General features: G+C 37.7%; 25 protein-coding genes. All 25 read left to right on the top strand.

What is annotated here, in order from left to right; genetic code table 11:
- The first annotated feature begins 22 nt into the window (after positions 1-22).
- Positions 23-580, top strand: coding sequence for an elongation factor P (gene efp, locus AC2VNP_RS04935; RefSeq protein WP_486916276.1), 558 nt, complete (start codon positions 23-25; stop codon positions 578-580).
- 277 nt (positions 581-857) lie between these two features.
- Positions 858-1139: a YqhV family protein gene (locus AC2VNP_RS04930; protein ID WP_216829430.1), complete on the top strand. Its 282-nt coding sequence runs from the start codon at positions 858-860 to the stop codon at positions 1137-1139.
- A gap of 69 nt (positions 1140-1208) precedes the next feature.
- Positions 1209-2138 (top strand): stage III sporulation protein AA, encoded by a 930-nt coding sequence (gene spoIIIAA / locus AC2VNP_RS04925; protein ID WP_486916275.1) that lies wholly within the window; start codon positions 1209-1211, stop codon positions 2136-2138.
- Positions 2135-2647, top strand: a complete 513-nt coding sequence (gene spoIIIAB / locus AC2VNP_RS04920) for a stage III sporulation protein SpoIIIAB (protein ID WP_486916274.1) — start codon at positions 2135-2137, stop codon at positions 2645-2647. The genes spoIIIAA and spoIIIAB overlap by 4 nt, the downstream gene beginning before the upstream one ends.
- A 41-nt stretch (positions 2648-2688) precedes the next feature.
- Complete coding sequence (spoIIIAC, locus tag AC2VNP_RS04915; RefSeq protein WP_216829433.1) at positions 2689-2895, top strand: stage III sporulation protein AC; 207 nt, start codon at positions 2689-2691, stop codon at positions 2893-2895.
- 6 nt (positions 2896-2901) lie between these two features.
- A complete protein-coding gene (gene spoIIIAD, locus AC2VNP_RS04910) occupies positions 2902-3297 on the top strand; it encodes a stage III sporulation protein AD (protein WP_486916273.1) in 396 nt (131 codons plus the stop codon).
- Positions 3298-3345: 48 nt separating this feature from the next.
- Positions 3346-4515 carry a stage III sporulation protein AE gene (gene spoIIIAE, locus AC2VNP_RS04905; RefSeq protein WP_486916272.1) on the top strand — a complete coding sequence of 390 codons (1170 nt, stop codon included), beginning with the start codon at positions 3346-3348 and terminating at the stop codon, positions 4513-4515.
- A gap of 13 nt (positions 4516-4528) precedes the next feature.
- Positions 4529-5161: a stage III sporulation protein AF gene (spoIIIAF, locus tag AC2VNP_RS04900; RefSeq protein WP_486916271.1), complete on the top strand. Its 633-nt coding sequence runs from the start codon at positions 4529-4531 to the stop codon at positions 5159-5161.
- 1 nt (position 5162) lies between these two features.
- A complete protein-coding gene (gene spoIIIAG, locus AC2VNP_RS04895; protein WP_486916270.1) occupies positions 5163-5825 on the top strand; it encodes a stage III sporulation protein AG in 663 nt (220 codons plus the stop codon).
- Positions 5826-5828: 3 nt separating this feature from the next.
- Positions 5829-6449 (top strand): SpoIIIAH-like family protein, encoded by a 621-nt coding sequence (locus AC2VNP_RS04890; RefSeq protein ID WP_486916269.1) that lies wholly within the window; start codon positions 5829-5831, stop codon positions 6447-6449.
- A 184-nt stretch (positions 6450-6633) separates the two neighbouring features.
- Positions 6634-6993, top strand: a complete 360-nt coding sequence (locus AC2VNP_RS04885; RefSeq protein ID WP_486916268.1) for a hypothetical protein — start codon at positions 6634-6636, stop codon at positions 6991-6993.
- 35 nt (positions 6994-7028) lie between these two features.
- Entirely contained in the window at positions 7029-7529 is a 501-nt protein-coding gene (gene accB, locus AC2VNP_RS04880; RefSeq protein WP_486916267.1) for an acetyl-CoA carboxylase biotin carboxyl carrier protein, read from the top strand.
- A 12-nt stretch (positions 7530-7541) separates the two neighbouring features.
- On the top strand, positions 7542-8894 hold the full coding sequence (gene accC / locus AC2VNP_RS04875; protein WP_486916315.1) for an acetyl-CoA carboxylase biotin carboxylase subunit: 1353 nt from the start codon (positions 7542-7544) through the stop codon (positions 8892-8894).
- Positions 8895-8938: 44 nt separating this feature from the next.
- Positions 8939-9343, top strand: coding sequence for an Asp23/Gls24 family envelope stress response protein (locus AC2VNP_RS04870; protein WP_486916266.1), 405 nt, complete (start codon positions 8939-8941; stop codon positions 9341-9343).
- Positions 9344-9579: 236 nt separating this feature from the next.
- Positions 9580-9984, top strand: coding sequence for a transcription antitermination factor NusB (nusB, locus tag AC2VNP_RS04865; protein ID WP_486916265.1), 405 nt, complete (start codon positions 9580-9582; stop codon positions 9982-9984).
- A 30-nt stretch (positions 9985-10014) separates the two neighbouring features.
- Positions 10015-10860: a bifunctional methylenetetrahydrofolate dehydrogenase/methenyltetrahydrofolate cyclohydrolase FolD gene (gene folD / locus AC2VNP_RS04860; protein ID WP_486916264.1), complete on the top strand. Its 846-nt coding sequence runs from the start codon at positions 10015-10017 to the stop codon at positions 10858-10860.
- 17 nt (positions 10861-10877) lie between these two features.
- Complete coding sequence (gene xseA / locus AC2VNP_RS04855) at positions 10878-12242, top strand: exodeoxyribonuclease VII large subunit (protein ID WP_486916263.1); 1365 nt, start codon at positions 10878-10880, stop codon at positions 12240-12242.
- Positions 12242-12487, top strand: a complete 246-nt coding sequence (locus AC2VNP_RS04850) for an exodeoxyribonuclease VII small subunit (protein WP_275116860.1) — start codon at positions 12242-12244, stop codon at positions 12485-12487. Before xseA ends, AC2VNP_RS04850 begins: the two co-directional genes overlap by 1 nt.
- Positions 12487-13371 carry a polyprenyl synthetase family protein gene (locus tag AC2VNP_RS04845; RefSeq protein WP_486916314.1) on the top strand — a complete coding sequence of 295 codons (885 nt, stop codon included), beginning with the start codon at positions 12487-12489 and terminating at the stop codon, positions 13369-13371. The genes AC2VNP_RS04850 and AC2VNP_RS04845 overlap by 1 nt, the downstream gene beginning before the upstream one ends.
- 766 nt (positions 13372-14137) lie before the next feature.
- Positions 14138-14746 carry a CNNM metal transporter family protein gene (locus AC2VNP_RS04840; RefSeq protein ID WP_275116859.1) on the top strand — a complete coding sequence of 203 codons (609 nt, stop codon included), beginning with the start codon at positions 14138-14140 and terminating at the stop codon, positions 14744-14746.
- A gap of 19 nt (positions 14747-14765) precedes the next feature.
- Positions 14766-16655 (top strand): 1-deoxy-D-xylulose-5-phosphate synthase, encoded by a 1890-nt coding sequence (gene dxs, locus AC2VNP_RS04835; RefSeq protein WP_486916262.1) that lies wholly within the window; start codon positions 14766-14768, stop codon positions 16653-16655.
- A 2-nt stretch (positions 16656-16657) separates the two neighbouring features.
- Positions 16658-17476 carry a TlyA family RNA methyltransferase gene (locus AC2VNP_RS04830; RefSeq protein WP_486916261.1) on the top strand — a complete coding sequence of 273 codons (819 nt, stop codon included), beginning with the start codon at positions 16658-16660 and terminating at the stop codon, positions 17474-17476.
- Positions 17477-17671: 195 nt separating this feature from the next.
- The gene (gene ahrC / locus AC2VNP_RS04825) at positions 17672-18121 is read left to right on the top strand and encodes a transcriptional regulator AhrC/ArgR (RefSeq protein WP_486916260.1); all 450 of its coding nucleotides are present in this window, start codon (positions 17672-17674) and stop codon (positions 18119-18121) included.
- A gap of 13 nt (positions 18122-18134) precedes the next feature.
- The gene (gene recN, locus AC2VNP_RS04820; RefSeq protein ID WP_486916259.1) at positions 18135-19826 is read left to right on the top strand and encodes a DNA repair protein RecN; all 1692 of its coding nucleotides are present in this window, start codon (positions 18135-18137) and stop codon (positions 19824-19826) included.
- Between the two features lie 123 nt (positions 19827-19949).
- Positions 19950-21269 carry a SpoIVB peptidase gene (gene spoIVB / locus AC2VNP_RS04815; protein WP_486916258.1) on the top strand — a complete coding sequence of 440 codons (1320 nt, stop codon included), beginning with the start codon at positions 19950-19952 and terminating at the stop codon, positions 21267-21269.
- The last annotated feature ends 122 nt before the right edge of the window (positions 21270-21391 follow it).

Raw genomic sequence — 21391 nt, 5'->3', positions numbered from 1 at the left:
GAACGAAGATGGAGGACAAAGGATGATTTCTGTAAATGATTTAAGAACTGGATTAACGATTGAAGTAGATAACGGAATTTGGCAAGTACTTGAATTCCAACATGTAAAGCCAGGTAAAGGTGCTGCGTTCGTTCGTACAAAACTACGTAACATTCGTACAGGCGGGATTCAAGAAAAAACATTCCGTGCTGGGGAAAAAGTGGCTAAAGCACATATCGAAAATCGTAAAATGCAATACTTATATGCTAGTGGTGATACACATACATTTATGGATAACGAATCGTATGAACAAATTGAACTGCAGACTTCACAAATTGAACGTGAATTAAAATTCCTAAAAGAAAATATGGAAGTTCAAATCATGACATACCAAAGTGAAATTTTAGGAGTAGAAGTTCCAAATACAGTTCAACTAGAAGTTACAGAAACAGAGCCAGGAATTAAAGGTGATACAGCAAGTGGAGGCACAAAGCCTGCAACTCTTGAAACGGGGTTAACGGTACAAGTACCATTCTTTATTAACCAAGGTGATGTTTTAATTATCGATACTCGTAACGGTGATTACGTGTCTCGTGCCTAAGTTTAAAAAGCTTGATGCATTTGCATCAAGCTTTTTTTATGTTCCGTGTTAGTTGGCTATCAATGAATGGGGACTGAGCGTGAATTTCAATAATAGCTTAATACCTACTAATATAAAACCCTATTGAAGAAATGAAGAAAGAAACTGAAAAAAATAATAAATTGAAAGAAGCTGAACAATGTTTCCGGCTTCTTTTTTATTTTTTAAACAAGCTGTTCTGAACTGATTACTTGCAACATAGTTTGTACAAAGAGAGTTTCGCTTAGAGGTGAATGAAATGAAAGGCTTCTTTACAGGAATTGAAACAGCGTTACTAGGAATGGTTTTATTGCGAGTCATTTCAGGATTGATCGAACTATCTGCAGCTGGTCTTATGCTCAAGTTCAACAGTATTGAAAAAGCAGTAGCTATCAATGCGATATTAGCTATTGTTGGGCCGCTCGTTCTAATTACTACGATGACAATAGGGCTTATTGGATTAGCAGACAAACTGTCAGCAAGTAAGCTCATACTCATTGGATTAGGAGTAACATTAATTCTTATTGGTATTAAAAGATAAGGAATAAACAAGCTGTTTGTGCATACATTTGGTTGAGACTAGCTTTTTGAGGATGAAGGAGAGAGAAATATGAAAGAAGTCCTAGAAGTTCTGCCAGATCCAATCGCCAGGCTTATTACTCAGTGTCCAGACTCAATAAAGAAAGAGTTAGAAGAAATTCGTATCCGTGTAAATCGGCCATTAGAAATCATCGCTCGTGGAAAACCCTTCTATCCCGAAGTTCGAAGTCAAATGTATATGGTTAGGCCAGAAGATGGTCAACAGCTATTAAATCAACTTAGTCAATATTCTTTATATGCTTTTGAAGAGGAATTGAAACGAGGATTTATTACGATCCGCGGCGGACATCGAGTTGGTTTAGCTGGAAAGGTGATTATTGAACAAGGGCAAGTGAAAGCTTTAAGAGATATTAGCTCATACAACATTAGGATTGCAAGACAAAAGATAGGTGTTGCAGACAAGGTAGTCCCGCACATTTATCAAAAAGGGTGGCAAAATACATTAATCGTCGGAGCACCACAGACGGGGAAGACAACGTTATTAAGAGATATTGCCCGGATTGTCAGTAGTGGAGTGCCAGAGTTAAATATACCGCCTAGTAAAGTAGGTATTGTTGATGAACGCTCTGAAATAGCGGCTAGTGTACGAGGTGTACCGCAGCATGATTTAGGGCATCGAATTGATGTTTTAGATGGTTGTCCTAAGGCGGAAGGGATGATGATGATGATCCGTTCGATGAGTCCTGATGTGTTAATTGTAGATGAAATTGGTCGGCAGGAAGATGCAATAGCAATCATGGAAGCCATTCATGCTGGCGTAAAAATTATTACGACAGTCCATGGTTTTGATATGGAGGAATTAGATCACCGTCCGACTATTTCAGGTCTAATGAAAGCTAATGTGTTTAATCGATGTATTGAACTAACGAGAAGGAATTCTGCTGGTGCCATTCGGAGAATTCGTAACCAGCTTCGGAAAGATGTGGTGAGCGCTATTTGAAGCTTATAGGTGCAATCATCATTTTAATTGCTACGACTTGGGTCGGCTTTGAAATTGCAAGAAGGTTAAGTGAACGTCCACGCCAACTAAGACAATTAAAAATTGCCCTTCAATCACTAGAAGCTGAAATTATGTATGGTATGACACCATTAGCGGAAGCTTGTCATAACTTAGCTAAGCAAATGCCTAAGCCGGTGTCTTATTTCTTTTCGCAATTTGCTCAAAGGTTGAAAAATCAGGAAGAAAGTGTACCAGTTGCATGGGAAGAAAGCTTGAAAGAAACATGGCAGCTTACCGCACTTTGCGATGCAGAATATGAAATTATGCAACAATTTGGCACGACACTAGGTCAACATGATCGAACGAACCAACAGAAACAAATATTACTTACTATCAATCACCTTGAGCGTGAAGAAGGCGAAGCGAAGGATCGTCAAAATCGATATGAAAAGATGATTAAAAGTCTTGGTTTCTTAACTGGTTTACTCATCATTATATTAATGTTATAAGTATTTATTTTGCATCCTGAGGAATAAGGGAGGGTTTAACGGTGGCATATGATGTAAATACCATTTTTCAAATCGCAGGAATAGGGATCGTTGTTGCCATGATTCATACCGTTCTAAAACAAATGGGAAAAGACGATTGGGCACAATGGGTAACACTCATCGGTTTTGTCGTAGTTCTTTATATGGTGGCATCAATCGTTGATGACTTATTCCAAAAAATAAAAGGTGTATTCTTATTTCAAGGTTAGGGGGTGGTGACCATTGAAATCATTCAAATTGTTGGACTAGGGCTGATCACCACCTTCCTTGCTCTCGTTGTAAAAGAACAAAAGCCGATCTTTGCTTTTCTTTTAACCGTATTTGTCGGGATCCTGATTTTCTTATTTATCATAGATGAAATTGTTAAAGTGGTTACGATGCTCGAGGATATTGCGAAAAATGCCAATATTAATATGGTCTATGTACAAACGATTTTAAAGATTATCGGCATTGCCTATATTGCTGAATTTGGAGCACAAATTGCAAAAGATGCTGGACAAGCAGCAATCGCTTCCAAGATTGAGTTAGCAGGAAAAATTTTAATTCTAGTAATGGCTATCCCGATCCTGACTTCCATTATCGAGATGATTATTTCATTAATTCCGGGCTAAATTGAGTGGTACAAGCATCTCCTGATTAATCATAGAGGGGGTGAAGAGATGCGCATCTTAACTGTATGTTTTTTCGCTTTATTATTCTTTATACCATTTCAAGTATCAGCCGAGACTACACCGATGGATGAACACACTTTTGTAGAAGAACAATTAGAGAAATTAGGAGTAGATGAAGTTAAGGAATTTTGGGACAAGGTGGCAACAGAATATGGAGGTTTTCTTCCAGAAAGTCAAAAAGGCACATTTATGGAATTTGTAAAAGGTGAAAAAGAGTTTTCTATTAAAGAGTGGTTTGGTGGACTTATAAAATTTTTTCTTCATGAATTATTAGTCAATGGAAAGCTTCTTGGCTCACTTATACTTTTGACCATCTTTGCGATGGTTTTACAATCCTTACAAAATGCTTTTGAGCAGCATACGATCAGTAAAGTGGCTTATGCAATCACCTATATGGTCTTAATTGTCATAGCGCTGAATAGTTTTCATGTTGCAATTACGTACGCATCGGACGCAATAAGTAATATGATCCACTTCATGATCGCCTTATTACCTTTACTTTTAGCCCTTATGGCTGCTGTTGGAAGTATCACATCTGTGGCATTGTTTCATCCATTAATCGTTTTTCTCGTCAATACGAGCGGGCTGCTTATTCAACATGTGGTCATGCCGTTGCTGTTCCTGTCTGCGTTATTAAGTATTGTAAGTACGCTCAGTGATCACTACAAAGTTACGAAGCTAGCAAACTTTTTACGTAATATTAGTATTGGAATTTTAGGAGTATTTTTAACGGTTTTCTTAGGTGTCATTTCTGTCCAAGGTGCAACGTCAGCTGTAGCCGATGGAATAACAGTAAGAACAGCAAAGTTTATTGCAGGGAATTTTGTTCCAGTTGTCGGGAGGATGTTTACCGATGCTGCTGATACTGTAATGGGTGCTAGTGTCCTGCTAAAAAATACGGTTGGACTAGCTGGTCTAGCGATACTTCTCATGTTATGCGCATTTCCAGCGATCAAAGTATTGTCGCTTGCCATTATTTATACAGTTGCAGCTGCAGTTCTTCAACCGCTTGGAGGCGGTCCAATCATTGATTGTTTATCGATTATTGGTAAATCAGTTATTTTTATATTTGCAGCTTTAGCAACAGTATGCTTAATGTTCTTCCTAGCTCTAACGATTATCATTGCAGCCGGAAATGTTTCATTAATGATGCGGTAAGGAGTGTGAAAAAATGAGCTTTTTAACAGATTGGCTAACGAATATTATTATTTTTATTTTACTAGCTACGATCTTGGAGCTCCTATTACCGAATTCTAGTATGCAACGCTATGTCAAGATGGTTGTTGGTTTGCTGTTACTAGTTATTATTCTTAATCCTTTGCTTTCCATTTTTTCTAAAGATATTAATGATATACTGCCAACCTTTTCAAACAACGAACACGTTTCAGAAAATTCTTTAGAAAATTCAATAGAAAGAAAGAAAATAGAAATAGAAAGAGGACAACGTGCATATATATCAGAACAGATGGCTGTCCCAATGAAGAGACAAGTAGAAGAGGAGTTGGTGGCAAAGTTTGATGTAGAAGTTGATAGTGTTCAAATTACCCTCGATGAATTTGCCTTTGATACTACAGATGAGGATGCCATTGTAAAAGTAACAGTGCATCTTAAAAGAGTGGCAGAAGAGGAAAATGAAGGTGAACTTGTTCAAGCAGTTTCTGTGGTAAATATCGACACACGGAAAGAACTACCTGCTGAAGAAGAAACAAGAGTAGACGCAGTCCCCATTCAAACATTTTTAGCAGATGAGTGGCAAATTCCTAAAGATAAAATTTCTTTAGCCTGGGAAGGAGGGGAGCAATGATATGGAAAAAGGTGATAAAGGGGATAAGCAATGGCTAAAAAAGCTGTTTGACCAAAAAGCTGGCAGTCCAAAGAAAAAAAATACGATCCAATACGTGATCATGGTTCTTTGTGTAGGTGTTGGACTAATGATATTAGGAAATTTCATTGGTGATGATCAAAGTGCTCCACCAAGTGAACCAGTGTTTAACCAAGACGAGAATGAAGAAGCAGAGCCAGCTTTAGGAAGGAGTAGCTCTTCCGGGCCTATGACGATGGAAGACTATGAAATCCGTTATGAAAATCAATTAAAGGAAGTTTTAGAACAAATGATAGGAGTTTCTGATGTTTCCATTATGATCAATTTAGCAGAAACCGAGAAAAGGGTGTATGAACGAAACATTCATACAAAGCATCAGAAAACGGATGAGACTGACCGTGAAGGTGGAACGAGACAAGTAGATGACTTAACGAGAGATGAACAGGTTGTCATTATCCGTAAAGGAGACAGTGAAGAGCCGCTGTTAGTAAAAAAGCAAAAACCTGAAATCCGTGGGGTCCTAGTTGTAGCTGAAGGAGCTGACAATATGCAAGTAAAAGCAAGAGTTGTCGAAGCTGTAAGCCGAGTCCTTGATGTACCAGCTCACCGTGTATCAGTAATGCCTAAGAAATTAAAGGAGGAATAAAAAATGGTATTAAAGAAACAAACAGTATGGTTATTAACAATGCTTAGCTTAATTGTAGTTTTATCAGTGTATTACATGACATCTCAACCGCAAAATACAACGGACCTAGCTTATATGGATGAGGAAATGGAAGGTATTGAAGAGATGATGGGTGAAGAAGATGCCGGGCAAGTTTCTGTAAATATTGAAGAAGATGAAATGGAAGAAATGATGACTGAAGGTAACGAAGAAGGCGAAGGGGAAGTTGAAGACGGAATGATTTCCGCGATTAATAGTGATGAGTTTTTTACAGAAATTCGCTTAGATCGTGAAGTATCACGTAGCAAAATGCTGCAAGAGTATACAAATATCATTGCAGAAGCAGATGTACCAGCTCAAGTCAAAGTGGAAGCATTAGAAAAACAAAATAACTTACTAGCGTTAGAGCAAAAAGAAAATTTATTAGAAACATTAATTCGCTCAAAAGGTTATAAGGATGTTTTAGTATTAACTGAAGAAGAGCAAGTAAAAATCATTGTAAAAGCAGATGAATTATCAAAAGAGCAAGCGAATGAAATTCTTCTAATGGCAAACGAGCAATTAGGTGAAAGATTAGTTGTTGTAGGGCATCAGCCATCAAAATAATAAAAATTAAGATGAGAACTTAAAGAGGCTAATATCGTATTAGTCTCTTTTTGATATTCGATGTTTATATCTTTATTCTTTTGGAACATGATATACTATAATGCGTAGGAAACGATGAAATGGTATAATACGTCAATATCGGAGTACTAAATGATTGTAAGTATGATTTTATGAGGTGATTATAGTGGAATGGAATGATTTAACAGAAGGTGCAAAAGCAGTATTTGAACAAACTCGTAACTTGAAAAATGATAACATTCAAATTGTTGAATTTGAAGTTGGATTTGTGCAGGATTTTGAAACAGAAGGCGGAAATACATATACAGTATCTATTCAAGAAGAAGACTACGACAGCATCAAACGATATACGAAAGAAAATGAATATGGAGAAAAGTTTCATATGGCGAGAAATAAAAACATTGTAAAACTTATCTTATTAGAAAACGGTAAAATTCCAGATAACTTATCTGAGTTTCCTGTGTTTCGTCAATACAAAAACGATGTTGTTGTTAAAGAAACTGAAGAGAGTGAAATGACAGAATAAATACAATAGCTAGATCATGAAGGGACAAAAGAATTATGTTAAAAGTTCAAGATATAAAAGAATTGATAAGAGTAATTGATAAGTCGACTATTAATGAAGTTAAAATTGAACAAGATGGAACAAAAATAACGATTAAAAGAAACACGAACTCATATACACCGACAATCGTTGAAATACCAGCAGTTCAAGAAAACGTACAAGTAACAAACGCAGCGCTAGAACAAAAAACAACTGCAGTAAAAACACCAGTAGAGGCAGAAAAGCCAGTTCAAACTGAGATGAAGGTAAATGATACGCATGTCACTATTAAATCTCCAATGGTAGGAACTTTTTATGCTGCACCAGCGCCAGATGCACAACCTTATGTAAAGCCAGGCGACCAAGTCAATGAAAGTACGATTGTTTGTATCTTAGAAGCAATGAAACTAATGAATGAACTTGAAGCTGAAGTTAACGGTAAAATTGTAGAAATACTCGTTCAAAATGGGGAATTAGTAGAATATGGACAACCATTATTCGTTGTTCAACCAGAGTAGGGAGAGTTTATGATGATAAAAAAGGTTCTAATTGCTAACCGAGGAGAAATAGCCGTTCGAATTATTCGGGCGTGTAAAGAACTAGGTATTGAAACGGTCGCAGTTTATTCAGAAGCTGATAAAGAATCCCTTCATGTGAGGCTGGCAGACCAAGCGTTTTGTATCGGTCCAACTCCATCGGCAAAAAGCTATTTAAACTTCACGAACATTATGAGTGTAGCTACCTTAACTGAGGTCGATGCTATCCATCCTGGATATGGATTTTTAGCTGAGAATGCTGACTTTGCAGAAATTTGTTCAGCATGTAATGTAACATTCGTTGGACCAAGCCCTGAGGCCATTAATAGAATGGGAACTAAAGATGTGGCACGAGAAACGATGGCGAAAGCCAATGTACCAATTGTTCCTGGTTCTAAGGGCATTATTGAAGATGTTGAAGCAGGTTTAAAAGTAGCTAGCGAAATTGGATACCCTGTCATTATTAAAGCGACAGCCGGCGGCGGCGGAAAAGGAATTCGTGTCGCCCGCAATGAAGCAGAGTTAAAAAAAGGCATTCAAATTACCCAACAGGAAGCAAGTACTGCATTTGGTAACCCTGGTGTTTACTTGGAAAAATACATAGAAGATTTCCGCCACGTTGAAATTCAAGTACTAGCGGATAATTATGGTAACGTAATTCACCTAGGTGAAAGAGATTGTAGTATACAAAGAAGATTACAGAAGCTATTAGAAGAAACCCCTTCTCCGGCGCTTGACCAAGAGATGAGAGATAAAATGGGTGAGGCAGCGGTTGCAGCAGCAAAGGCGGTTAATTATTCAGGTGCAGGGACAGTTGAATTTATCTATGATTACCGCTTACGTCAATTTTACTTTATGGAAATGAATACGAGGATCCAAGTAGAGCATCCAGTCACAGAGATGGTTACTGGCATCGACTTAATTAAAGAACAACTTCTTGTAGCTTCCGGGAAGAAGCTGTCAGTAACGCAAGAAGATGTTACACTGAATGGTTGGTCGATTGAATGTCGTATCAATGCTGAGAATCCAAGTAAAAACTTCATGCCTTCACCTGGGAAAATTACAAAATATTTACCCCCTGGTGGTTTAGGTGTGCGCGTAGATTCAGCAGCATACCCTGGATACACGATATCACCTTTTTATGATTCGATGATTGCCAAAGTAATAACTTACGGAGCAACTCGAGAAGAAGCAATTGCAAGGATGAAACGATCGTTGGCGGAGTTTGAAATCGAAGGAATTGATACTACAATTCCGTTTCATATAAAGTTGCTTAGTCACGAAAAGTTTATTTCAGGCGAGTTTAACACGAAATTTTTAGAACAATATGATTTAACCAAACCGTAATATGGTAAAATGAATATAAGGCTGAATGATGGAGGTGCGGTAAGATGGCAGAAAATCATATCATAGACCTAGAGGAACAGAAAAATGACCTAGGTAAAGTAGAAATTTCTCCAGAAGTAATTGAGGTAATTGCAGGAATTGCATCATCAGAAGTAGATGGTGTTGCAACAATGAGGGGAAATTTTGCAACAGGTGTTGCCGAGCGATTAGGAAGAAAAAATCACGGCAAAGGTGTAAAAGTTGAGTTGAAAGAGGATGGAATAGTTGTTGATGTTTCCGTAATTATTATCTACGGGGTGTCTATTCCGGATGTAGCTAAGAAAATTCAATCTAATGTAAAACAAGCGTTACAAACGATGACAGGTATTGATCTTGAAGCCGTTAATGTTCATGTGGTAGGTGTTCAATTTGAGGCTCAAACAGAGCCACAAGAAGTTACCGAAGAATAAATTTTAAAGTTAAAATAGTTATTAACTGGTTTGACGATGGGAATACTATTTGAAAACAAACAGCCAAAGGATTGTGCCTTTGGCTGTTTTCTAATTGATAATGGTCCGATAGCTGCATTCCAGAGAATTCTACAAAAAAGTCGTATGTTCAATAAATATCGGCAATCTCTGTTATCAGCTAGTAGAATATGCTATTATCATACATATAATTAGGCCAACAGAAGGAGAAAACACGTATGAATAGACGTCTAGCACGTTTAAGAGCCGTTCAAGCTCTTTTTCAAATTGACTTAACAGCAGTGGAATGGAAAGAAGCATTGTCAAACTCACTTGAAGACGGTGAGGAGATGACTCCATTTTTAGAGAAAATCGTCTCAGGAACTTTGTCACATCAAGAAGAGATCGATGGTATTTTGTCAAATAATCTCTCGAATTGGTCGTTAGATAGAGTTGGGAATGTCGACCGTGCCGTGCTTCGTATGGCTGTGCACGAAATGAAATACATTGATGACATTCCGAAGAATGTTACATTCAATGAAGCAATTGAACTTGCAAAAGCTTTTGGCGGGGAAGAGTCAGGCCGCTTTGTCAATGGAGTCTTATCTAATGTTGTCGAAGCGATAAGTAAAGAAGAAAACTAAAAAAGATTTAATGGGATAGGAGTGTAGAAAATGTCAGCAACGATTATTAGTGGGAAAGAGTTAGCAGCTAGCAAAAGGCAAGAAATGAAGGTAGAAGTAGAACAACTTAGTAAAAAGGGGATTGTACCAGGTTTAGCTGTTATTTTAATTGGTCACCACCCTGCTTCTAAATCTTATGTAACTGGGAAAGTAAAGGCATGTGAGGAAGTAGGCATCCGTTCATTACTTATTGAGAAACCAGAAGATATATCTGAAGAAGAGCTGTTAAATTTAATTGATAGTTTAAATAATGATAAGGGCGTACATGGAATTCTTGTTCAACTGCCACTACCGAAGCATATTTCAGAAAGAGCTGTAATTGAAAAAATTAGTCCAGAAAAAGATGTAGATGGCTTCCATCCGATTAGTATTGGAAAAATGATGATCGGCGAAGAAACCTTCCTTCCTTGCACTCCATTTGGCATTGTTGAAATGCTGAAATCTAAAGGTATTAAATTAGAAGGTAAACATGTAGTCGTCATCGGAAGAAGTAATATTGTTGGAAAGCCAGTTGGACAACTTCTACTAAATGAAAATGCAACTGTTACATACTGTCATTCACGTACAGAAAATATGAAGGACTTAACAAAACAAGCAGATATATTAATCGTTGCTGTAGGAAAAGCCAACTTTGTTGATGCTAGTTATGTAAAAGAAGGAGCTGCAGTAATAGATGTAGGTGTTAACCGCCTAGATACAGGAAAATTGTGTGGGGATGTTGTTTTTGATGAAGTAAAAGAAGTTGCATCATATCTAACACCTGTGCCTGGTGGAGTTGGACCGATGACCATTACGATGCTTTTACATAACACGATTATTTCGGCAAAGCGAGGTTAAGATAAGGAGCCGTTCTTATGTCTAGGGAAAATATATTATCTGTAACGGAAGTGACTCGTTATATAAAAAGGCAATTTGAAGCTGACGATGTTCTGCAAAATGTATGGATTAGAGGCGAACTTTCTAACTTTAAACATCATAATCGCGGGCATATGTACTTCACCATTAAAGATGAACAAGCTCGAATGCAAGCAGTCATGTTTGCTGGTAATAATCGTTTTCTAAAGTTTAAACCAGAAGATGGTATGAAAGTGCTTATTCGTGGTGAAATCACTGTATATGAATCATATGGCCAGTACCAAATGTATGCTAGAGAAATGCAACCTGATGGTGTTGGAAGCTTGTATATGGCCTACGAACAATTAAAGGAAAAATTAGAAATTGAAGGCCTTTTTTCTCCACATTTGAAAAAGCCCCTTCCAAACTACGCCATGAGAATTGCCGTTGCTACTTCACCAACTGGAGCAGCGGTTCGTGATATTATTACAACGATAAAGAGACGCTTTCCAATTGCTAATATTACGATATTACCCGTATTGGTACAAGGTGAGGGTGCCGCACCTTCGATTGTAAAAGCAATCCGACAAGCAAATACAGTCAATATGTTTGATGTCCTAATTATCGGCCGTGGCGGAGGTTCGATTGAGGAATTATGGGCATTCAATGAAGAAGCAGTTGCACGTGCCATATATGAATCGAAAGTTCCAATCATATCTGCTGTTGGGCATGAAACGGATTTTACAATTGCTGACTTTGTTGCAGATATAAGGGCAGCAACACCAACAGCTGCAGCTGAATTAGCAGTACCGGAACTAAGAGAATTAGTTAAAGCCATTGATCTCCAAAAACTTAGATTACGCCGAGCTTTAATGGAGAAGGTTGAGCGAGAAAAACACAGGTTAACCCGTTTGCAAAAATCATATGCATTTCGCTACCCGCAGCAATTGGTCCATCAAAAAGAGCAAGAGCTTGACCGTTTGTATGATCGTCTTGAACGTGAAATGCGACGATTACTTGAAAAACGTTCCGAACAGATAAGTCAATTAACAAAAGACATAATGAGGAACCATCCGAAAGCAAAGCTTGCAGAGGCTAAGCAACAGTCGTTATTTTTAAGAGACCAACTTCTAAAAAATATGAAATGGCTGCTAAAGGAAAAACAAAACGAATTTCATAATAAAGTACAGACATTAGAAGTACTGAGTCCGTTACGAATGATGGAGCGAGGGTATAGTTTAGCATTCAATGATAGTAACCAGTTAGTAAAATCGGTAAGTGATGTAAGTATAGATGACGCAGTTCAAATTAGAGTTATCGATGGAACTGTAAAGTGTCAAGTTTTAGATACTAAAAAGGAAACTTTATTAAAGGTGGATGAGTGATGAGCGAGCAAAACCGTGAGGAGTTATCTTTTGAAGATGCAATAACTGAGCTTGAGAGTGTCGTCGAAAAGCTTGAGCAAGGTGACGTACCATTAGAAGAAGCCATTTCAATGTTTCAACAAGGTATGAACTTATCGAAGCTTTGTCACGATAAGCTGACAGTCGTTGAAAAGCAATTAGAGCAAATTCTAACCGAAGATGGCCAACTAGAAGAAGCATCGTTTCAGGAGGATCAAGCAGAGTGATTGATCTTAAACAATTTCTACAAAAGAGTAAAACCGAAATAGAACAACATATACCAGAGTGTATTAATCATTTAGTAGCCCCGCCCACTCTTAAAGAGGCGATGCTTTATTCGCTTTCTGCTGGAGGGAAAAGAGTTCGCCCAGTGTTATTATTAGCAACTCTTCATGCTTTTAATCGTGATGAAAAAATTGGAACTAATATCGCGTGTGCCATTGAAATGTTGCATACATATTCTTTAATACATGATGATTTACCAGCAATGGACGATGATGATTTACGAAGAGGAAAACCAACGAATCATAAGGTGTTTGGAGAAGCAATGGCTATACTTGCAGGGGATGCATTGCTCACTTATTCATTTCAATTAATTAGTGAAATGAATAGTCCAAATGTAACCGATGGAATGAAGGTAAAGTTAATCCAAGAGCTTGCAAAAGCTGCAGGACCTGAAGGAATGGTTGGTGGGCAAGTTGCTGATATGGAAGGTGAAGGCAAAGACCTTACCTTAGAGGAATTAGAATACATCCACCATCATAAAACAGGCGACCTTTTAACTTACTCTGTAATAGCTGGAGCAATTTTAGCTGAAGCAAAAGAGGAAGAAATTGAACAATTACGTTTGTTTGGTCAGGAACTTGGTCTCGTTTTTCAAATTAAGGATGATATTCTTGATATTGAAGGGGACGCAGCTATGATTGGCAAGCCTGTAGGTAGTGATTTCGGGAAAGAAAAAAGCACATACCCTGCATTATTAACAATGGACGGGGCAAAAGAAAAATTATTCGAGCATACAAATCGTGCAAAAGAATATTTATATAATGTAAAGCTTGAAAACTCATTGTTAATGGCTATTACCGACTATATTGTGGAAAGAGACCACTAAGCTGTTAGTAACGGAAACATGTTTTAGGACTGACAGACATTTTCATTGAGCGATTTTCTATCTAGTGATATAATAACTCTACAAAGAGAGTGGTGCAGTATTCTAGTCGGCTCTCTATTCTTGAAGGCGGGGCTAAAAATCCGCTAAAGGGCACATCGATGAAGCTCCTTGTGTCGGCTTGAGGCGCCCAGCTTTGGGTCGGCGCTGGGTGTTAAGGTGTGGGGGCGATCCACAAAGGCATGTGGGCGTTGACCCTCACACCGCGGAGGCCTTATTTTACAGCTGTATGCGGTGCATACAATAGCGGTAACATAGGGTATGAACCTGTTAAGGCAAACTTGGGTAGTTCTGCCAGCAGCGTAGCCTGCCTTGAGTGGAGTTAGAGGGGATTATGGAAGCAGGTGTAAAGGTTGTCGGCCAACAACGTTTACTCTTTGCCATATGAAATCTGCTCTGCAAAAGAGGATAAAAGAATAGCGAGGAGCTGCTGAGGAAAACTCCTAGACTGTTCGCAAGACATTTAAAGAGGATTGAAGTGTGGACTAAGTGGTAATCCAGTCTAGCGTTTGGTGACGGCGCTAAGATAGGTTTAAAGGGAAACCGCCAGAGCGGCGACGCTTCGGTACGTATCTGGGAAATCCTACTGGACCTAAGCCACAGCGTTTACTCTTTAAATGACCACTCAGCATTATACATATATCTTAAGGATGTGTATTGCTTAATTGTGTGTCTTTTAAATTAAAAAGATAGGTGACAAATAATATAAATGAAACAATCATTTATTAAATCCATAAATTGGAGTTTAGCAATTGCCGTTATCACACTTGTGTTAGCGGCTATTTTTTCAGTTATATCAACGTTTCTCTTAAGTGGTGTAACCTGGGGCATAGGTATGCTTATAGTGTTTTTTATTGTATTAACAGGTGTGTTTTTTGATACAATTGGGGTAGCCGCGACAGCTGCAGATGAAGCGCCTTTCCATGCGATGGCTGCAAGGAAACTATTAGGAGCAAAACATGCTGTAAGGATAACAAGAAACGCAGATCGCTTTGCAAACTTTTGTAATGATGTAATTGGTGATATAGCAGGAATTGTGAGTGGAACGGCTTCAGCATATGTAGTCATTCAGCTATCCTTACAATTAGGACATGGTGAGGGGTCACTTGACCAATTTTTTATTTCTGTTTTATTTACAAGTGTAGTGGCTGCAATAACTGTTGGGGGAAAGTCTATAGGAAAAACAATAGCTATACAATATTCTACTCCTATTATCTATCATGTCGGTAGAATATTATATATTTTAGAGGTAAAATTAAAAATAACACTTTTTGTTAATAATGGTAAGAACGGAAAAAGTAAAAAAAGAGATAAATAATTGAAAGTGAGGGTTCTTAATGGAACTTGAAAATATAAAAGACCCTAGTATGTTAAAGCAGCTATCCAAAACAGAATTAGAAGAATTAGCATCTGAAATTCGTCACTTTCTAATAGAAAAGTTATCGGTTACAGGTGGTCATTTAGGTCCTAACTTGGGTGTTGTTGAGCTTACAATGGTTCTACATTACTGTTTAGAAAGTCCGAAAGATAAAATTATCTGGGATGTAGGACATCAAGCTTACGTCCATAAAATTCTTACTGGGAGAGCGGACCAATTTGACACCTTACGTCAATATAAAGGTTTATGTGGTTTCCCAAAAAGAAGTGAAAGTGAACATGATGTATGGGAAACGGGACATAGTTCAACTTCTTTATCGGCTGCGATGGGGATGGCAGCTGCACGTGACTTAAAAGGAACGGATGAAACAGTCGTTGCTGTTATTGGAGATGGAGCTTTAACTGGCGGTATGGCTTTAGAAGCCTTAAATCATATTGGCCATGAACAAAAAGATATTATAGTGATTTTAAATGATAATGAAATGTCTATTGCTCCGAACGTCGGTGCCCTTCACAATGTCTTAGGACGATTAAGGACAGCTGGGAAGTATCATAAAGCTAAAGAAGAGTTAGAGATGTTAATTCGTAAAATCCCTGCTTTCGGTGGAAAATTGGCTACGACAGCTGAAAGAGTCAAAGACAGCTTAAAATATTTACTCGTTTCAGGGATCTTCTTTGAAGAATTAGGTTTTACTTATTTAGGACCTGTTGATGGTCATGATTTTGACGATCTGCTTGAAAATATGAGGTATGCAAAAAAGACAAAAGGACCTGTATTAATTCATGTTCTAACGAAAAAAGGGAAAGGCTATGGCCCTGCAGAAAACGACGCAGAGGGAACATGGCATGGCTTAGGGCCATATAAGATGGAGTCTGGAGAAGTAGTAAAAAAACCTGGACCACCGAGTTATAGCGGTGTATTTAGTGACACGCTTAAAAAAATTGCACGAGAGGATAAACGATTAGTAGCAATTACAGCAGCGATGCCTGGTGGAACAAAGTTGGATAAGTTTGCAGCAGAATTTCCTGATCGGATGTTTGATGTCGGGATTGCTGAGCAGCACGCAACAACAATGGCTGGCGGTTTAGCTACCCAAGGCATAAAGCCTGTATTTGCAGTTTACTCAACATTTTTACAAAGAGGATATGATCAAGTCGTTCATGATATCTGTCGTCAAAACTTAAATGTTGTGTTTGCAATTGACCGAGCGGGTCTAGTAGGTGCAGATGGTGAAACACACCAAGGTGTATTTGATATTGCCTACCTTCGTCACCTGCCAAATATGGTAATATTGATGCCAAAAGATGAGAATGAACTTCAGCATATGATATATACGGCAGTACAATATGATGATGGTCCAATTGCTGTCCGCTATCCTCGAGGAAATGGTTATGGCATTAAAATGGATGAACAATTAAAACAAGTACCTATCGGAAAGTGGGAAGTACTCCAAGATGGTAATGATGCCTGTATACTGACATTTGGCACGATGATCCCAGTAGCTGAAGAAGCAGTTCGTCAACTTGCTTTACAAGGATTGTCAGTGAAAATAATAAATGCCCGTTCGATCAAACCGCTAGATGAGCAAATGTTAACTGAACTTGCTGAAGTTAACATCCCGATCCTGACATTAGAGGAAACCTCTGTTCAAGGAAGCTTTGGAAGTGCGGTACTCGAATTTTTCCATGACCATGATTTCCATAATATTGTCGTCGAGCGTATGGGCATACCGGATCAGTTTATTGAACATGGGAGTGTCTCTCAGTTGCTTGAGGAAATTGGTTTAACCTCAGGGAAAGTTGCAGAAAAGATTACGGCAATGGTACCTCGAAAAAGACAAAGGGCATAAAGATGAGCAAAAAAGAACGAATTGATGTATTACTAGTAGATAAAGGTTTAATTGAAACAAGGGAAAAAGCTAAACGGGCAGTTATGGCTGGTCTAGTCTATGTAGAAAGTGAACGTATTGACAAGCCTGGAATGAAAATCAGTATAGATGCACCTCTAACGGTTAAAGGTGATGTATTACCTTATGTCAGTCGTGGAGGTTTAAAGCTAGAAAAAGCGATGAAGGTGTTCAATCTTAAGTTAGAGGGTGCTGTCGTTTTAGATATTGGAGCTTCGACGGGAGGATTTACTGACTGTGCTCTCCAAAATGGAGCAAAAAAAGTGTATGCCTTAGATGTAGGGTATAACCAATTAGCTTGGAAGTTAAGAACGGATGAGCGTGTTTGTGTTATGGAGCGAACGAATTTTCGTTATGTCAAGGCAGAAGATCTTGCCCACGGGCTTCCTAACTTTGCAACAATTGATGTTTCATTTATTTCCTTAAAACTTATTCTTCCTGTTTTAAAAACATTGCTGTTAGAAAACAGTCATGTGATTGCTTTAATAAAACCACAATTTGAAGCCGGTAGAGAAGAAGTTGGTAAAAAGGGAATCGTTCGTGAGCCAAAGACACATCTAAAAGTTGTACAAGATATTACAGATTTTTCTAGAAACGAAGGATATGAAATTGCTGGTATAGACTATTCCCCTATAAAAGGTGGAGAGGGTAATATTGAATTCTTGTTACATTTACGATGGAATTCTAAAGAAAACATCGTTCCTCCTTCGTTTTCAGTAGAAGAAGTTGTAAGTCAAGCACATGAACAATTGAAGAAAGACTAAACAGAGGGGGAGGCCCCTCTGTTTTTTTACATGTAATATATCATCTATATGCAATAGCGAATAAACTTTGGGTTTTATTATTTATACATTACTTATTATAAATATTTGTAAAGACCTTGAATTGATTGAGGATACATGTAAAATAATGAATATACAATTAGTGAATATTGATAAAATGATGAGTGGGTGAAAGAAATGAATAAAGGACAGCGGCATATTAAAATAAGAGAGATTATTACTAATCAAGAGATAGAAACACAGGACGACTTAGTCGAACAACTGAAAAACTCGGGATACAATGTAACTCAAGCAACTGTATCTCGAGACATTAAGGAGTTACATTTAGTTAAAGTACCGATGATCGATGGCAGGTATAAATATAGTCTGCCGGCTGATCAACGTTTTAATCCATTACAAAAACTGAAAAGAGCACTTATGGACAGCTTTGTAAGTATAGATCGTTCAGAAAATATGATCGTCATGAAAACTTTGCCAGGAAATGCAAATTCGATAGGAGCACTGATCGATAACTTAGATTGGAATGAAATTATGGGGACGATTTGTGGAGATGATACGATCTTAATCATCTGTAAACATAAAGAGGACAGTCCAAGTATTACTGAACGCTTTTTAGAAATGCTATAGAGGGTGAAATATTATGCTAGTAGAACTGTCCATTAAAAACTTTGCTATTATTGATGAGTTAACAGTATCACTGAATAAAGGACTAACAGTACTAACAGGTGAAACAGGGGCAGGAAAATCAATTATTATCGATGCCATCGGTTTGTTAGTCGGTGGCAGAGGGTCAACTGAATTTATAAGGTATGGAGCCAATCGAGCCGAAATCGAAGGGTTATTTTCAATCGAACAGGATCATCCAGTAATTGAGAAAGCAAAATCGTTGGGTATTGATGTTGAAGAGGGAATGATTATTGTTCGTCGTGATTTAACGACTCATGGAAAGAGCATATGTCGATTAAACGGTAAATTAGTGACATTAGGGATTATTCGAGAAATTGGACAAACTTTAGTTGATATTCATGGACAGCATGAACATCAATCTTTACTTCAACAAGATCGTCACATTGCGTTTTTAGATAGTTTTGCCCTGGATTCTCTAAAGTCGACTAAAAGTGAATATCAATCACTTTTTAAAAAGTTTAACAACGTTAAAAATCAATTAGAACAAATGAATAAAAATGAACAGGAATTAGCTCATCGCTTAGATCTCATTCAGTATCAATTAAATGAAATTGAAAAAGCGAAGTTAAAGCCTCATGAAGATCAAGACTTAGTAGAAGAAAAACTAAAGCTAACTAATAATGAGAGGCTTTATAAAGCTCTTCATGCTAGCTACAACAGCCTCTATGGTGAGGGGAAAGGACTCGATTGGCTACATAATGCTCTAAGTCATACAGAAGAAGCAGCCGGAATAGATCCTAAACTACAATCACTTGTTGAAACAGTTTCTAACTGCTATTACTTGCTTGAAGAAGCATCTTTTACATTAAGCCATCAATTTGAGAATTTAGAATTTGATCCAAATCGACTTGAAATGATTGAAACTCGGTTGAATGAAATTAGCTTTTTAAAAAAGAAATATGGAACATCAGTTGACGAAATTTTAGAATATGCTGCAAAAGTTGAAGATGAATTGGACACGCTTGTAAATAAGGATGATCGAATCCAAAGTTTACAACATGAATTAGATGCACTACGCTTAGACCTTGAAGTTGAAGCGAATGCACTATCAGCCATTAGAAAAGATACGGCAATGCAATTAAGTGATGCTGTTCATGAACAATTAAAAGCTCTTTATATGGAAAAAACGAAATTTACAGTTGAGGTCAATAAAATACCTAATGATCGGTTTACAGCGGATGGAGTTGATACTGCTGAATTTTACATATCACCTAATCCAGGTGAACCATTAAAGCCTTTATCAAAAGTAGCGTCTGGTGGGGAAATCTCGAGAATTATGTTAGCAATGAAAACGATCTTTTCATCTGGACAAGGAGTTACTTCATTAATATTTGATGAAGTAGATACTGGAGTAAGTGGCAGAGTAGCACAAGCTATTGCAGAGAAAATATACCAAATAGCAACAAAATCTCAAGTATTGTGTATTACTCATCTTCCTCAGGTTGCAGCAATGGCAGATCAACATTTATATATTTCGAAACAGCAAATAGAGGAAAGAACGAAAACAAATGTAAGGCAGCTTACAAATGAAGAAAAAATTAATGAAATTGCAAGGATGATTTCAGGTGTTGAAGTGACTGACCTTACGAAGGAACACGCTAATGAACTACTAATATTAGCAGAACAAATAAAAACCAATAAATGAAAAGTCGGCCAAATAAGGCTGGCTTTTTATTTGGGATAGCGGTTATAAATGACACAAAACAAGGCAACATTAGTAATACAGCAAACATGGAGGTGTGTGTAAGGAGCGAGGAGAGTGAATTAGTTGTATTCAGAACAAATTAGAAAAATTATAGGAACAATTCTCCTTGTTTTTGTCATCGGTATTGGCTTTTATAAGCCTGTACATGAGTGGATAAACATTCCTTCTCAAGTAGTTGTGTTTGAAGGGGTGGAACAACAATTAGTTAAATCAGCACCTGAATCAGGAAACCTCACAGCTCAGACAGATCAAGATCATCTCAGGTTTAATAAAATTAACCATGATGAACAACAGGCTATAACTGTATTAGCGCAAGGGCAAGGGGATGGTGAGGTGACAGTTCAGTCAGGGTCTTTGCCTGTAAAGAAAGTAGATGTAAAAGTTTTACCGGAAATTAAAGTTGTACCTGGAGGACAATCAATCGGTGTTAAATTAAACACAGATGGAGTTTTAGTCGTAGGACATCACCTTATTCAAACGGAAGATGGAGAGGAATCACCAGGTGAGATTGCTGGAATCGAAGTTGGTGATATGATCACTGAAATTAATGGTGAAAAGATAACGAGAATGAGTCAAGTGGCAGCATTTGTTCAAGAAGCTGGTGAAAAAGCAGAAAAACTGGATATTCAAGTAAAACGTGATAAGAAAACGTTGCAAAAAAAATTGTTACCATTGAAGTCTAAGGGAGAAAGTTCATATCGGTTAGGCCTATATATTCGCGACTCCGCTGCTGGGGTAGGAACATTAACGTTCTATGATCCGAAGTCAAAGAAATACGGTGCGTTAGGTCATGTTATTTCTGATGTTGATACTAAAAAACCAATTGTTGTCCATGATGGGCAAATCATTCGATCATCGGTTACTTCCATAGAAAAAGGCAGCAACGGTGATCCAGGTGAAAAATTAGCTAGCTTTTCTGATCAACGACATGTATTAGGAAGTATAACAAAAAATAGTTCATTTGGAATCTTTGGTGAATTAAATTCACCAGAGGAAGTAAAGAACGATTTGATCGACGAAGCAATGCCTATTACACTATCTTCCCAGGTTAAAGAAGGACCAGCGAAAATTTTAACCGTTGTGGAAGGGGAAAAAGTCCAAGAGTATGATATTGAAATTATTAGTTCTACCCCTCAAAAATATCCTGCTACAAAAGGGCTTGTTTTAAAAGTTACTGACAAAGACTTAATTGAAGCTACAGGTGGAATTGTACAAGGGATGAGCGGTAGTCCAATCATTCAAGATGGAAAAGTAGTCGGTGCGGTCACACATGTATTCGTTAATGATCCGACATCTGGTTATGGATGCCATATTGAATGGATGCTGCAAGAGGCTGGTATTGATATTTATGGAAAGAAAGATGACAGTGCAAAGGCGAGCTAAGCTCGTCTTTTTTATATGGTAAGAAGTTGCGGTTACATCAACTTTGAGTCCTTATTCATCCCTGAAAACCGCAGTAGATAATAGAACAACTATTGCCTGCAGAATTAAAAAGGTACCTTCCT

It is taken from the genome of Alkalihalobacterium sp. TH-98, from assembly GCF_057473385.1.
Note: the sequence above shows the minus strand (reverse complement) of the source record. Positions and strands in the feature narration are given on the sequence as shown.

Coding starts and splice junctions, on each gene's coding strand:
- efp (WP_486916276.1), top strand. CDS start 23: ATGATTTCTGTAAATGATTTAAGAACTGGATTAACGATTGAAGTAGAT.
- AC2VNP_RS04930 (WP_216829430.1), top strand. CDS start 858: ATGAAAGGCTTCTTTACAGGAATTGAAACAGCGTTACTAGGAATGGTT.
- spoIIIAA (WP_486916275.1), top strand. CDS start 1,209: ATGAAAGAAGTCCTAGAAGTTCTGCCAGATCCAATCGCCAGGCTTATT.
- spoIIIAE (WP_486916272.1), top strand. CDS start 3,346: ATGCGCATCTTAACTGTATGTTTTTTCGCTTTATTATTCTTTATACCA.
- spoIIIAF (WP_486916271.1), top strand. CDS start 4,529: ATGAGCTTTTTAACAGATTGGCTAACGAATATTATTATTTTTATTTTA.
- spoIIIAG (WP_486916270.1), top strand. CDS start 5,163: ATGGAAAAAGGTGATAAAGGGGATAAGCAATGGCTAAAAAAGCTGTTT.
- AC2VNP_RS04890 (WP_486916269.1), top strand. CDS start 5,829: ATGGTATTAAAGAAACAAACAGTATGGTTATTAACAATGCTTAGCTTA.
- accB (WP_486916267.1), top strand. CDS start 7,029: ATGTTAAAAGTTCAAGATATAAAAGAATTGATAAGAGTAATTGATAAG.
- accC (WP_486916315.1), top strand. CDS start 7,542: ATGATAAAAAAGGTTCTAATTGCTAACCGAGGAGAAATAGCCGTTCGA.
- AC2VNP_RS04870 (WP_486916266.1), top strand. CDS start 8,939: ATGGCAGAAAATCATATCATAGACCTAGAGGAACAGAAAAATGACCTA.
- nusB (WP_486916265.1), top strand. CDS start 9,580: ATGAATAGACGTCTAGCACGTTTAAGAGCCGTTCAAGCTCTTTTTCAA.
- folD (WP_486916264.1), top strand. CDS start 10,015: ATGTCAGCAACGATTATTAGTGGGAAAGAGTTAGCAGCTAGCAAAAGG.
- xseA (WP_486916263.1), top strand. CDS start 10,878: ATGTCTAGGGAAAATATATTATCTGTAACGGAAGTGACTCGTTATATA.
- AC2VNP_RS04850 (WP_275116860.1), top strand. CDS start 12,242: ATGAGCGAGCAAAACCGTGAGGAGTTATCTTTTGAAGATGCAATAACT.
- AC2VNP_RS04840 (WP_275116859.1), top strand. CDS start 14,138: ATGAAACAATCATTTATTAAATCCATAAATTGGAGTTTAGCAATTGCC.
- dxs (WP_486916262.1), top strand. CDS start 14,766: ATGGAACTTGAAAATATAAAAGACCCTAGTATGTTAAAGCAGCTATCC.
- AC2VNP_RS04830 (WP_486916261.1), top strand. CDS start 16,658: ATGAGCAAAAAAGAACGAATTGATGTATTACTAGTAGATAAAGGTTTA.
- ahrC (WP_486916260.1), top strand. CDS start 17,672: ATGAATAAAGGACAGCGGCATATTAAAATAAGAGAGATTATTACTAAT.
- recN (WP_486916259.1), top strand. CDS start 18,135: ATGCTAGTAGAACTGTCCATTAAAAACTTTGCTATTATTGATGAGTTA.